12 protein-coding genes are annotated in these 13,485 nt (G+C 65.7%); all 12 read right to left on the bottom strand.

All coding sequences use genetic code 11. The features are described from left to right. Positions 1-44 precede the first annotated feature (44 nt). A complete protein-coding gene (locus ABFE16_20665; GenBank protein ID MEN6347716.1) occupies positions 45-2,519 on the bottom strand; it encodes a [Fe-Fe] hydrogenase large subunit C-terminal domain-containing protein in 2,475 nt (824 codons plus the stop codon). Positions 2,520-2,586: 67 nt separating this feature from the next. Beyond that, positions 2,587-4,026 carry a [FeFe] hydrogenase H-cluster radical SAM maturase HydG gene (hydG, locus tag ABFE16_20660; GenBank protein MEN6347715.1) on the bottom strand — a complete coding sequence of 480 codons (1,440 nt, stop codon included), beginning with the start codon at positions 4,024-4,026 and terminating at the stop codon, positions 2,587-2,589. A gap of 149 nt (positions 4,027-4,175) precedes the next feature. Next, on the bottom strand, positions 4,176-5,927 hold the full coding sequence (locus ABFE16_20655) for an NADH-dependent [FeFe] hydrogenase, group A6 (GenBank protein ID MEN6347714.1): 1,752 nt from the start codon (positions 5,925-5,927) through the stop codon (positions 4,176-4,178). 97 nt (positions 5,928-6,024) lie between these two features. Next, positions 6,025-9,072 carry an NADH-quinone oxidoreductase subunit NuoF gene (gene nuoF / locus ABFE16_20650; protein ID MEN6347713.1) on the bottom strand — a complete coding sequence of 1,016 codons (3,048 nt, stop codon included), beginning with the start codon at positions 9,070-9,072 and terminating at the stop codon, positions 6,025-6,027. Positions 9,073-9,169: 97 nt separating this feature from the next. Further along, positions 9,170-9,646, bottom strand: coding sequence for an NAD(P)H-dependent oxidoreductase subunit E (locus ABFE16_20645; protein ID MEN6347712.1), 477 nt, complete (start codon positions 9,644-9,646; stop codon positions 9,170-9,172). Positions 9,647-9,648: 2 nt separating this feature from the next. Further along, positions 9,649-10,023 (bottom strand): (2Fe-2S) ferredoxin domain-containing protein, encoded by a 375-nt coding sequence (locus ABFE16_20640; GenBank protein MEN6347711.1) that lies wholly within the window; start codon positions 10,021-10,023, stop codon positions 9,649-9,651. 92 nt (positions 10,024-10,115) lie between these two features. Continuing rightward, complete coding sequence (locus tag ABFE16_20635; GenBank protein MEN6347710.1) at positions 10,116-10,664, bottom strand: ATP-binding protein; 549 nt, start codon at positions 10,662-10,664, stop codon at positions 10,116-10,118. A 60-nt stretch (positions 10,665-10,724) separates the two neighbouring features. Then, a complete protein-coding gene (locus ABFE16_20630) occupies positions 10,725-11,477 on the bottom strand; it encodes a PHP domain-containing protein (GenBank protein ID MEN6347709.1) in 753 nt (250 codons plus the stop codon). A 74-nt stretch (positions 11,478-11,551) separates the two neighbouring features. After that, complete coding sequence (locus ABFE16_20625) at positions 11,552-11,905, bottom strand: DRTGG domain-containing protein (GenBank protein MEN6347708.1); 354 nt, start codon at positions 11,903-11,905, stop codon at positions 11,552-11,554. Positions 11,906-11,923: 18 nt separating this feature from the next. Next, positions 11,924-12,376: an ATP-binding protein gene (locus ABFE16_20620; GenBank protein ID MEN6347707.1), complete on the bottom strand. Its 453-nt coding sequence runs from the start codon at positions 12,374-12,376 to the stop codon at positions 11,924-11,926. A 100-nt stretch (positions 12,377-12,476) separates the two neighbouring features. After that, positions 12,477-12,743: a transcriptional regulator gene (locus tag ABFE16_20615; protein ID MEN6347706.1), complete on the bottom strand. Its 267-nt coding sequence runs from the start codon at positions 12,741-12,743 to the stop codon at positions 12,477-12,479. Between the two features lie 452 nt (positions 12,744-13,195). Beyond that, the coding region (locus tag ABFE16_20610; protein MEN6347705.1) for a Gfo/Idh/MocA family oxidoreductase at positions 13,196-13,485 on the bottom strand (290 nt) is incomplete at its 5' end.

Genomic DNA, 13,485 nt, shown 5'->3' with positions numbered 1-13,485 from the left:
GTTCGTCCGCCATCCCCTCCAGGTCGCAAGGTCCTCCAGCGTGCTCAGCTTGCCCGATCCCCTGGGGCAGCGCTGCTGTCCGCCGGTTTCTGCGAGGTCGTCCCCTGAGGCCGCTCGCCGGTGAGGAGCCGCTGGATCGTTGCCGCAAGCTCGGCCACCGGCGCAGGCTTGTCGAACCAGGCGTCCGCCTTCATCCACTCCAGCACCTCGCGCGGGTTCCGGTAGAAGTCGAAACCCACATCCCGCACAACCGAGGTCAGCATCACAATCGGCGCTCGTCGGAACCGCGGGTCACGACGCAGGGCTCTCGCAAGCCGTGCGCCCGAGTCGGTCCGCTCCATCATCAGGTCCAGCACGAAAGCATCGGGTATCTCCCGGTTGCTGACCTCAATCGCCTCGTCACTTCGCTCCGCCGTCACAACCTCGAAGCCCATCCCCGTGAGCATGATCCGGTGCTGCTCGAGGAAGTCCGGGTCGTCATCGACCACCAGCACCTTCACTGCCTCCACCGGCGCCGTGGGTAGCGCATCCGAGGGCAGTCGCAGCGTCACAGAGGTGCCGACGCCTAACTTGCTGGCAATCCCCAGCGTCCCACCGTGCGCCTGCACGACTCCATGAGCAACCGCCAGTCCCAGCCCTGCACCAGGCCGGTCCGACTTCGTGGTGACGAAAGGCTCACACAGCCTTGGCAGCAGGTGCGGGTCAATCCCCGGGCCATCGTCGTGCACCACCAGCTCAATCCTCTGCCGGTCGGCGGAAGCTCGTGCGAGGATCTCCACCTTCCCGACTCCATCGAGAGCTTCGAGGCTGTTGGTGACCAGGTGCACGAGCACCTGTGCCATCAGGTCCGCGTCGGCGGCAATCTCGGGAAGGTCCGGGTCAACCTGGATCGATAGCTCCGCCTCGTGCAGCGCCAGGGCCGGACCGGCCTCCTCGACGGCTCGCTCCACCAACTGGCGCAGGTTCACCTGCTGGAAGTGCGGCTCACGCTGCCGCGCAAAGCCTTCAAGACTCGCCAGCACCTCGCGAGAGTGCAGGGCCTCGGCAACGATGGTCGTCAGGTCCTCCCGGCGAGGGTCCTCCGTCGCCATGTTGTCGCGCAGGAGCTGCGCGAAGGCAGCGATCTTGCCCAGCGGGTTACTCAGCTCGTGGGCGATGTCCGATGCCAGTCGCCCCATCGACGCCAACTGCTCCGCTCGAATGGCGGCTTCCCGGGCGCGCTCGATCTCCTCCTTGCTGCGGCTGAGGCGCTCCAGGTTCACCTGCAACTGGTCGATCAGGTACGGGAGGCACATCTCGGTCTCGGCGAGGCCCTCATGCACGGCAATGGCCTTATCCCGACAAGTCGCATACCCACAGGCGCCGCAGTTGAGCTCGTCGGCGGGGCCATGTTTGTTGGTGCTGGCCAGGATGTCCCGGATCTCCGTCTCGTTGGGCACATGGCTCGGCGCTGACGGCATCTCGAAGGTGCGTGTCAGGTCAATCCGCGACACGCTCTTGAGGGCCCGAGGCACTGCCCGTGCCTTTGCCTGGAGCTCCCGTACGTGAGCCGTGACCAAGGCCTTCCGCGCCAGCGGCGAGGTGTTGCCGCCATAGGCAGGACCGGCCACGCACCCCTCACACAGCAGGGCATCCACGAAGCGTGCCGGGAACTGCCCCTCCCGTAGTTCCCGCAGCGCTGCAAGACACCGGTCCGGCCCCTCGACCACGGCGATCGCATCGTCCATCAGGTCCGCCTGAACCGCCGCCGTACGCAGGAGCCCGCCTGACACCGGGAACAGCGCTCCGAAGTGGGGCAGAGGTTCGTCGGCCATCGAGGGCACTGCCTGCGCCAGGTCCACCCCGCGCAGGGTCAGCAGCTCCTCGAGTTCCAGGAAGGTAAGTGCCGCATCCACAGCGCCCGCGACGGTCGGCTCTGCCAGCTCTGCCTTCTTCGCGATGCAGGGGCCGACGAACACCACCTGCGCCCCCGGCAGGTACTCCTGCTTGATGGCGCGGCCCAGGGCGATCATGGGCGAGACAAGGGGAGCCAGGTTCGGCGACAGCTCGGGCATGTGCTTCTGGATGTAGGTAACCAGGGCGGGGCAAGGGGTAGCGATCACCGCATGATTCGGCGGCCGACGTAGCAGGTCCGCATAGGCCCTCGCCACCATCTCTGCACCGAAGCCGACCTCCATCACCCGCGAGAAGCCGACCGCACGAGCTGCGCCGACCACCTGCCCGGCACTGACTCCCTCGTAGGCCGCAGGATAGGAAGGTGCGAGGATGGCAACCGTCGGCGAGCCCTGCGCCAGCATGCCCAGCACAGTCTGGAGCGCCGACTGCACCTGCTTCGCGCCCTGGGCGCAGACGCGGATGCAGTTCCCGCAGCCGATGCATCGCTCCGGCATGACCTGTGCCTGACCGCCCTGCACACGGATTGCCTTGGCCGGGCAACTGCGCACGCAGTTGTAGCAGCGCCGACACTTGGCGGCGATCGTGGTGACGACACCGGTTGCCGGTGCGCTCTGTTCAGCCAAAAGCCCACCTCAGCCTGGCCTCATGTCCCTCCTGGAGCACCCCTGCACTCCCTGGCGCCGTAACCTCCTACAGCGTCTGACCACGTAGCCCTGCCTCGGCCTCCTCCATCAGGTCGAGCGTCATGGAGCGGGCCTTCTCCGGCAGCCTGGCGAGCTCTTGCTGGATCACCCGCTCGCCGACGGTCTGAGTCGCTGGTGAAGCGTAGTCCATCAGGTACTCTTTGAGGCACAGGAGGGCATTGGGCTGACAGCGCTCCTGAAGGCGCTCTACCGGGCTGCCCTCTGTCCTCACGCTCTGCCTCCGCCGCTTGACGTAGCAGGCCACGCAGAAGCTCGGTACCATCCCGGCGTCGCACATGCGGTAGACCAGTTCCTCCAGAGGCCGCGGGCGACTCACTCGCAAAGTCCCGGCAGATTCCGGCTCACCATCCCCGGTGTACACGCCCGGGTAGCTCTGCGAGCCCACACTCACCGTCGAGATGCCGAGGCGGTACAGCTCCAGACGCACCTCTCGCGTGGCCGGCGTGCACAGGGCAATCTGCGTGTAGGGGAGAGCCAGACGAGTCACCGCCACCACGTGCTGGAAGTCCTCGTCGCTCACCTGCCGTTCGGGCTCAAGCGAAGCCGGAGCCGTCGGAGTGGGGATCATCCGCGGGTACGTGACAGACACTGGGCCGAACCCGTACGCCTCCTCCAGGTGGCAGAAGTGCTGCAGCATCGCCACCACGTCAAAGGAGAAGTCGTGGGCCCCGAGCAGAACGCCCAGGCCCACATCATCGAGTCCACTCTCTCGTGCCCGGTCATGGCAGGTGAGACGCCAGGTGTAGTCAGATTTTGGCCCACTGGGGTGCAGCGTGGCGTAGGACGCGGGATGATAGGTCTCCTGGAAGACGTGGTAGGTGCCCAGCGGAGCGGCGTCCTTCATCTGCCGCAGGTCATCCCCCGGCACCGGGTCCAGGTTCAGGTCGACGCGCTGTATCTGCCGCATACCCGAGCGTGCCCCGTAGGTGGACCACACCATGTCTCGCACATAGGGCAGGCCGCTTCGGTCATTGCCGAACACGAGCATCACGTGCTTGTGACCCTCGTCCAGAAGCGCCACGACCTCCCGCTGCAGGTCCCTCGTCCCGTGGGCGCTGCGCTTCAGGCGTGAGTTGGCTCTTCGCAGGGGGCAGTAGAGGCAGTCATCGACACACCGGTTCGTAGGGCACACGGGGGCCAGCAGGTTGATCCGCCGTGAGTAGGCCTTCTCATGGAGCAGGCGAGCAGTCGCCTTGATCTCCTCGCGCAGGGCCGGGTCGGTTACCTGGATTACGACCGCCGCCTGGGCCGGTGATAGCCCGCCCATGCTGCGAGCCTGGTGAAGCAGGTCGCGTACCTCCTGAGCCTCCGCAGTGGCCCCTTTCTCCAGCATCCCCTCCGTCGCCGCCGGGTCAAAGATGCGGTGGGCCGTCTGCTCAATCCGTTCGCGACTCCAGGTGCCGCTTCCGCTGTCCGCGCTGGACATCTCGATCGATCTCCTCACGGATGAAGTCAGTCTTGGTTATTGGCTACGAAGGTCCGCGATCCCTCCCGGAACGCTGTGGACTTCCTCTCCGCATGGCTCCTGGTGTTGTGCCGGCCGTGCCCCTGCGCAGGACACGGCCGGCATCTGAGCTATCCCCTCGTCACGGGCACCGAACGTCCCGTCCTCGCCCGTGGGGTGTACTTGGTGTGCAGCAGGCGGTGCGACTTCTCGCTTAGCGGCTTGCCCAGGAACCTCTCGTAGATCCGCTGCACCGACGGATTCTCGTGCGACCGGCGGATCGCCAGGTCCTGGTCCGCCTGGTAGATGGCTCCCGCTCGGGCCTTGCGCACCTCCAGCGAGGTCGGGATGGGCTGACCGCCACCACCGATGCAGCCGCCGGGGCAGGCCATCACCTCGACGAAGTGGTAGTCCGCTTCGCCGGCGCGAATCTTGTCCAGCAGCTTCGCGGCGTTGGCCAGTCCGTGAGCGACGGCCGCCTTCACCTCCAGGTCGCCGATGGTGATGGTGGCCTCGCGGATCCCCTCCATCCCGCGCACAGCCTTGATGTCGAGGTTGCCCAGCTTCTCGCCGCTGATCACCTCGTAGGCCGTCCGCAGTGCTGCTTCCATCACGCCTCCGGTCGCGCCGAAGATGACGGCAGCGCCCGTCGATTCGCCCAGCGGGTCGTCATACTCGCTCTCCGGCAGGTTGGCGAAGTCGATGCCCTTCTCCTTGATCATCTGCGCCAGCTCGCGGGTCGTGAGCACGTAGTCGACATCCCGGTAGCCCGAGTCGCACATCTCCGGACGTGCGGCCTCGAACTTCTTGGCCGTGCAGGGCATGACCGACACCACGCGCAGGTTTGCCGGGTCGATCCCCGCCTCCTGGGCGTAGTAGGTCTTTGCCACAGCCCCGAACATCTGCTGCGGCGACTTGCAGCTCGACAGGTTCGGGAGCAGGTCCGGGTAGAAGTACTCGATGAACTTGATCCAGCCCGGGCTGCAGGAGGTTAACTGCGGAAGCACGCCCCCCTCAGTGACCCGGTGGATGAGCTCGTAGCCCTCCTCCATGATCGTCAGGTCGGCGGTGAAGTCGGTGTCGAAGACCGCATCGAAGCCGAGCTGCCGCAGCGCCGTGGTCAGCTTCCCGGTCACGACCTGCCCTAACGGAAGGCCCAGGGCCTCACCGAGAGCCACGCGCACAGCCGGAGCCGTCTGCACCACCGTGTGCAGGTGCGGGTCCTCGATCGCCTCCCACACCTCCGGAATCTGCGTCTTCTCGATCAGCGCTCCCGTCGGGCAGCGGTTGATGCACTGCCCGCAGTTCACGCACAGCGCCTCGCCCAGGGGGGTGTCGAAGGGTGCGCCGACGATGCTGTCGTAGCCCCGTCCGAAGATGCGCAGGCCACTGACCTCCTGGATCATCGAGCAGGTCTGCAGGCACCGTCGACACAGCACGCACTTGTCCGGGTCTCGCACTACCGACAGGCTGGAGTCGTCGATGCCCCAGCCATGAGGCTCGGCCTTGACCCTGACTTCCCGGATGCCAAGCTCCTCGGCGAGTGCCTGGAGCTCGCAGTTCCGGTTCCGTGCGCAGGCGGTGCAGTCCGAGGGATGGTCCGACAGCAGCAACTCGACCACCGTGCGCCTTGCCTTGCGAACCGTTGCCGAGTGCGTCTGGATCTTCATGCCCTCGCGCACCGGGTAGGTGCAGGAGGGCTGTAGGACCCTCTCGCCCTCAATCTCCACGAGGCAGATGCGACAGGCTCCCTGCGCCGGAAGGTCGGGGTGATAGCACAGCGTCGGGATGTGGATCCCCGCGGCCTTCGCAGCATCAAGGACGGTCATGCCCGGGCTGGCTGCGACATCCTGCCCGTTGATCCTTATGATGAAGTCTGACATGGGGGTTCTCCTTTTCGGTCGGTACCTGGTGGAACGCATGGCGCTACCCACGTGGACGATACGATGAAGGACCGTCCTGCCAGCCACACCGTGGACGTCACGCTTCCTCCTCGATCACCAGGTAGTCGCAGTGCAGGCACCGTCCTGCCTCGCGGCACGCCGTCGGAAGCGAGTAGCCCAGCTCGACCTCGGCGAAGCCGCTGCGACGGTAGGTATCCGGGATCCGGGGCACCTCGGCCGGTGGCCGTTCCTCGTCCGCCGTCTCCTCGAGCTGTGCCATGATGTCCGCCCCGACCTTTGTCTTGGCCCGCTTCCTGGGCGTCGGGAGCGGCTCGCCCGAGAGGAAGCTGTGGATCGCCCGCGCAGCCCGGTGGCCGTCGGCAATGGCATCGACCACGGTCATCGGTCCCACGGTCGCGTCGCCACCCGCGAACACCCTGGGGTCGCTCGTTGCGAGGGTGATCGGGTCGGCACTGATCTTGCCCCGCTCTGTCTCCAGGCAGGCGCAGTCTCCGTTGAGCTGCTGGCCGATCGCGGCGATGATGGTGTCGACGTCGAGCGCGACCGAGGCACCCTCAACGGGCTCCGGACGACGCCTTCCGCTACGGTCGAAGCCGCCCAACTGCATCTGCTGGCAGACCAGACCTGCCACGTGACCGTTCTCCACCCTCACTTCTTGCGGCGCGGCGAGGAAGTGGAAGATCACTCCCTCGAGGGCTGCCTCCTCGATCTCAGCGGGATGGGCCGGCATCTCTTCCTTCGTCCGGCGGTACACCAGGTGCACTTGCTCTGCGCCCATCCGCAGAGCGGACCGGGCAGAGTCGACTGCGGTGTCGCCGCCGCCGATCACAGCCACACGCTTTCCGACCTTCAGCGGCTCGCGCAGGGCGATGCTGCGCAGGTACTCCACAGCATCCATGACGCCCTCGGCGTCAGCACCCGGGCAGTCCAGCGGAACCCCCTGGTGGCACCCGACGGCCAGGAAGACCGCGTCGAAGCCATCGGCCTCCAGGCTCTCCAGCGTCACGTCGGTCCCGAAGGCCGTACCGGTCCGCAGTTCCACCCCGAGGTCGAGGATGTCCTGAATCTCCCGCTGCAGTACATCCTGCGGAAGCCGGTAGTCCGGAATCCCGAGGGCCATCATGCCGCCCGGCACCGGCTGCTTCTCGAACACCGTCACCTCGTAGCCCTTGCGGACCAGGTCGTAGGCAGCCGTCAGTCCCGCCGGGCCCGAGCCGATGACCGCTACCTTGTGATGCCGCTGCGGTTCAAGCGTCGGTTGCCAGGTGCTGGTCCGGTGATCGGACGCCGCTCGCTTGAGCAGACGTACGGAGACCGGGGCATCGAGTTGCCCGCGGCGACACTGGGCCTCGCAGTAGGCCGTGCAGACCCGGCCGCACACTGACGGGAAGGGGTTCGAGTCGCGGATCACGCCGTAGGCGTCGTCGATCCGACCCTCGGCGATCAGGCTCACATACAGAGGCACGTCAACTCCGGCCGGGCAAGCATGCTCGCAGGGCGCCTTCATGATCTCGCTGCAGGTGCCCGCACGGCAGTGCTTGTCCCGGATGTGCTCCTCGTACTCCTCCCGGAAGTAGGCGATGGTGCTCAGCACCGGGTTCGGAGCCGTCTGTCCGAGGCCGCACAGCGACGTCTGCTTGATCTGCTGGCCAAGGTCCTCCAGGAGCTCGATGTCGCCCACCTGACCCTCGCCGGCGCAGATGCGCTCGAGGATCTCCAGCATCCGCTTGGTGCCGATTCGGCAGGGCGGGCACTTGCCGCAGGACTCGTCCTGCACGAAGTCCAGGAAGAACCGGGCCAGGTCGACCATGCAGGTCGTGTCGTCCATGACGATGAGCCCGCCGGAGCCCATGATCGAGCCCAGCGTTTTGAGGCTTTCATAGTCCACCGGGGTATTGAGGAACTCCCTGGGGATGCAGCCGCCGGAGGGACCGCCGCTCTGGGCCGCCTTGAACTTCCGGCCATTGCGGATTCCACCGCCGATCTCGTAGATGATGGTGCCCAGGGGTGTCCCCATCGGCACCTCTACCAGACCGGTGTTGTTCACGTGACCGGCCAGCGCGAACACCTTGGTACCCTTGCTGGTCTCCGTGCCGATCGAAGCGAACCACTCCGCGCCCTTCAGCAGGATCGGCGGGATGTTCGCGTAGGTCTCCACATTGTTCAGTAGCGTCGGCTTCTGCCATAGCCCCTGGTTCGCGGGGAAGGGCGGTCGTGGCCGTGGCTCACCGCGCTTGCCTTCGATCGAGGCCATCAGCGCGGTCTCCTCACCGCACACGAAGGCCCCGGCGCCCATCCGCAGCTCGATGTCGAAACTATGTCCCGAGCCGAAGATATCCTCGCCCAGCAGCCCGTACTCGCGAGCCTGGGTGAGTGCCACGGACAGCCTCTGGATGGCCAGCGGGTACTCGGCGCGTACGTAGATGTAGCCCTTGTTCGCGCCGATGGCGTAGCCGGCGATCGTCATAGCCTCGATGACGCTGTGGGGGTCGCCTTCGAGGACGCTCCGGTCCATGAAGGCGCCGGGGTCGCCTTCATCCGCGTTGCACACTACATACTTCTGATCGCCCGTGGCCTTGGCCGTCAGCTCCCACTTCAGGCCGGTGGGGAAGCCGCCGCCGCCACGTCCGCGCAGGCCCGAGGCCTTGACCGTGTCGATGACCTGTTGCGGGGTCATCTCGGTGACGGCCTGCGCCAGCGCCTCATAGCCGTCGCGGGCAATGTACTCCTCGATGTTGCCCGGGTCGATCTCACCGCAGTTGCGCAGAACGATCTTCTTCTGGTACGCGAAGAAGGGGATCTTCTCCATGGTGAGGACCGGCTCCTCACCCGCCGCCGGAACGTACATCAGCCTCTCCACCGGCCGCCCCTTCAGTAGATGCTCCTGAACAATGAGTGCCATATCCTCCGGCTTGAGCCTCTGGTAGAAGACTCCTTCCGGGTAAACCACCGCCACGGGGCCAAGGTCACACGAGCCCATGCAGCCCGTGCGAACCACCTTCACCTCGTGGGAAAGCCCGCCGTCCGTGATGGCCTGCTCCAGTGCGTCCGCCACCGCCTGCGAGCCCGAGGACACACAACTCGCCCCCGCGCAGACCAGCACATGCGATCGATACGTAGGCATGATCGGATGCCTCTCCCTTCGTGCTCACCCGTGGTACTGGGCTGGTCGTGCGATTCCTGTCCTGACTTGTCCTTCACTCGGTCGGACCCGTCGGAGGTCACTCGTACTTGTCAAGCAGCTCTGCAACCTTGGTCGGCCTCACTCGTTCATAGATGTCGTCACCGACCACCATCACCGGTGACAGCCCGCAGGCTCCCACACAGCGCACGACCTGGAGACTGAACCGCATGTCCTCGCTTGTCTCTCCTACGCCGCAGCCGCAGTGCTTGGTCACCGTCTCCAGCACCCGCTTGCCGCCGCGAACGTAGCAGGCGGTCCCCTGGCAGACCTTGATGGTGTGACGCCCGCGCGGAACGGTCGTGAAGAAGCTGTAGAAGCTCACGACGCCCTCAACCGTCCCGGCCGGGATGTCCAACTTCTCGGCGATGTACTCCTGGACGCCCTGCGGCAGATACCCGATCTCCTCCTGGACCGCGTGCAGAATCTCGATGAGTGAGTCGGGTACCGCGCCCTTCTGCTCGACGATGGCGTCGATCTTGGGGAAGCTCTGTTCACACAGGCAGGTGTCCGCCATGGCTAACCGGCCTCCGATCCCGTCATGATCGCGTACTCCCTGACGACCTGTCCGTTGACGATCTGGTCGGCCACGATCCGCCGGATGATGGGCCCCGTGACATGCCCGTAGGTCACCACCGGGCAGCCTGGGCTATGGACCTCCACCACCGGCTCCTTGTCACACAGTCCCTTGCAGCCGGTCTGCGACACCGTCACGTTGGTAAGTCCGCGTTGCGCCAACTCGTCCAGCAGGGCAGTCATCACCTCCCGGGCTCCCGCGGCGATCCCGCAGGTGCCCATGGCGATGACAACTCGTGCCTGCCCCTCGTTGTCCCGAACCGCGAGCGCAGCCTTCGCACGCTCACGTAAAGCCTGGAGTTCCTCGCGCGTCTTCACCCTTTCCGTACCTCCTTCGGCTTGGGATAGCGAACCCCTCGAGATTGCGCACTTCGTAGGCCTGTAGCCTTAGCCCCCTGTTCCAGTGGTGATCACTGCACGGCGCCGGTCGCCTCCACGCCTTCGTTCACATACTCACGCAGCCAGGTGAGAACCGCCGGGTTGGTGAGGCTGCCTGTGCCGAGCTCCTCAATCAGGTCACCCGTGTCCAGCTCAAACACCTGTCCGTCGGTCTGCTGCCGGTACGTCACCCGCTGGAGCGCGGGCTCCAGGGCCAGCGCCTGCATCACCGCGCCCATGTCACCCAGCGGGGGACGATCCAGGTGTGAGAGCTGCAGGGACGCCCGTACCCGTGTCCCTCTCCCGGGCGCCGAGGTTACCTCCAGCTTCCCGCCGGACCGCTCACAGGTGGCCTGGAAGAGCGGCAGTCCCAGTCCCCAGCGACGGGTCGTCCTGGTCGTGAAGAACGCATCGGTCGCCTGCGACAGCCTCTCGGCGTCCATCCCCGAGCCGTCGTCCTCAATGAGGATCTCCATCTCGTCGTGAGCGCGGTTCTCGGTGACACAGACCGTGAGCGTCTGCGCACCAGCCTCGATGCTGTTGCGTGCCACGTCCAGGATGTGCAGCGAGATCTCCCTCATGGACGCTCCGACCTCTCGACTTGGAGCCCCGGCCTCCTGGCTCTCCTCCGAGGCGGTGGGTCAAGCCTCCTCGTGTTCCAGAAGGTACTGCCCGAGCGCCTGAGCCCAGTCCCTCGCACCTGCCCCTGGGTCTGCGAACTCCTGCGGCACCAGGATTGCCCCCTGGCCGATGTCCTCCAGGTAGTGTGCGTCCGAACTGGCGACCAGCGGCAAGCCTCGAAGCTGGGGCCAGCGCTCCCGCGCTTCTGACCGTGGCAGGTGACGCGACACCTCATAGAGATCGACCGGCAAGTCTGGGGGGACAAAACCCAATACCGGGAGGAGGCCGTTCGCAGAGCGATCGATGTGCGCAGGAAGGCTGAAGCCCGACAACTCCTGGGTCATCCTGGCGATCTCATCAATACTCAAGTCTGTGGCCGTAACCAGCAGACGTCCATCGCAGCCGATCACCTCGCCATACTCCTCCAAGAGCCATTGCTCGCCGAAAAGGTCCGGGCGATTGGCCAGGGGAGGCAGGTGGGCTGCGACGGCGGCATCCAACTCCAGGGCCGATTCCGTGCTGTCAAAGAGCGCGAGAAGGTGCACGCCCTCCGCACTCTCCACTTCCAACCCAACGAACACACGAACCGCAAAAGCCTCCGAGGCCGCCAGAAACGCCCCCGCGTTCCTGGCTGTATTGTGGTCGACGATTCCGACGACCCCTATCCCGCGCCGCTCAGCGCTAAGGAGCACCGCAGGTGGCCGCATCTGCTCCGAGCCGCAGGGCGACAGGGCCGTATGTACGTGCAGGTCAACTCCGACCAATCGCTTCATTCAGCAGGCGCAACGCCCGTTAGGGAGCGGCTGTCTTCCTCAAGGATGGCGGCACATGCCTCGGCAACTGCGGCTCACCGGACCCCCAACTCATACAGCTTCCCGGCGAGTTCATAGGCCGTCTGCGGCGACATCAGCAGCGGGATGCCCTCGTCCTCCGCCCGCATCACCGTGTCGTCCTCGGGCTCGAAACCGCTGGCGATCACGATGCCGCTCAAGCCGGCCAGGGCCGCTACTGCGATGATGTTCGGATGGGTCTGGATGGTGATCCACAGGTGACCATGCTTGCCCTGCGCCATCACGTGGCTCAGCAGGTCGCACACCTGCGCTCCCGTGATGGCAGCCTCCAGGTGCTCGCCTCCGGCCTCCACCCGCAGGGACAGCGCCTCGGTGGCTCTTGCCACAGTCACAGCCTGGTCTGTCGGCATCGGTCGCCTCCCGGAAGCCTATCCGTCTGCCTTGGCTTCTCGCCCCCGCGTGAAGGTCAAATGCAGCCTCACGCCCTCACCGGGCGCGCTTTCGACCTGCATCTCGTCGGCATGCTCGCGGATGTTGGGCAGCCCCATCCCGGCTCCGAAGCCCAGTGCCCGCGCCTCTTCCGAGGCCGAGGACCAGCCCGGCCTCATCGCCAGGTCAACATTCTCGATTCCGGGGCCCTGGTCGACCACACTGACCCGCACGCAGGTGGGGTAGACCTCGACCCGGACGTACCCCGTTCGGGCGTGCAGCACCACGTTCATCTCCGCCTCGTAACAGGCGACGCTGACCCGCTGGATGGTCTCCTCATCGACCCCGGCCTCCGCCAGGGCACGCTTCACTGAGGTTGACGCCCGCCCTCCGAGAAAGTAGGCCCTTCCCAGAATCGGGAACTCATGGTGTGCCAGCGGTTTGTCCTCCATGAGTGGTGAAGCAGCTTCACGAGGCCCGGTTGTGCCCTGGTAGGCCTGTCACCAGGCCACCGAATCGCCGGTCGTCCCCGTCTCAGCCCTCAGGTCCGGGTTAGCCCGCTTCACCTACCCCCTTGCGATAGGGTCGTAGTCCGGCCTGCAGCAGCAGGCCGCAAGCTTCATACTTCGAAAGTGGAGTGCGGAAGAGTGGGGTACATTCCTCACGGGCAGCCTCAATCATGTCGCTGCCGATCTCTTTGCCCTCAACCACAACGACCGCGATCAAACGCTTGATCGCGGCCGTGCGCATGGTCTGGTGAGTTGTAAGTCCCGTGAGAAGCAGGGAGCCCTGACGGGCAAAGGCCAAGACATCGCTCATCAGGTCCGCGGCAAAGCAGCCCGCGACCTGGGTGTCGCACCCGGGCGGTGCGAAGATGCTCTCGGCCTTGAGGACTTCAACGGCGCCGGCAAGCGTCAGAGGTCATCGCTCCCCGTGCGTCATGCATGGTCCCGTCAGAAGCCAAAGATAGCGTCTACATTCTAAGGGGTCTTTCGCGGGTGTCAAGCCCTTTCGTGAGGAAAGGTGCAAGCTGAGGGATAGATTGAGGCCCTGACCACCCCTCATACACGCCCTGGAGCCCCCAAAAGGGGTCGATGTGAGAGAATTCACAAACTCTGGCCTTCTGGCGACCAAAAACGTCTGATCTTGCCCCTCGGTGCCTCTCTGCCCAGAACCGCCGACGGGGTCCTCCTTGCGGGGACCCCGTCGAGTTCGCCTCTCATGTGCCGCCAGCACAAAGTCCCCCCGGCACTGGGCAGCGGCCTGATTCCCTACCCCTTGAAGGGCAGCTCGATCCGCGCCTTCCGCTCATGGGACGCCAGCATCGCCAGGCACAGCTCGATGTTGGCCATGCCCTCCTCGCCTGGGATGGTCGGCGCGGTGTCGTTCTGGATGGCCTCGATCCACTCGCGGATCTCCCGCCGGACACCCACGTCGACGCCCTCGGCGATCTCTGCGCCGGTCTTGTCGAAGTTCTCGCGACCGTTGGCGGACCGGTAGATGAAGTCCTTGCCCCAGTGGAACCGCACGGCGCCGCCGGTCCCCGAGATCTCGACCTCAC

The sequence above is a fragment of the Armatimonadia bacterium genome (assembly GCA_039679385.1).
GTDB lineage: Bacteria > Armatimonadota > Zipacnadia > Zipacnadales > JABUFB01 > JAJFTQ01.
This window is presented reverse-complemented; position numbering and strand designations above follow the sequence as displayed.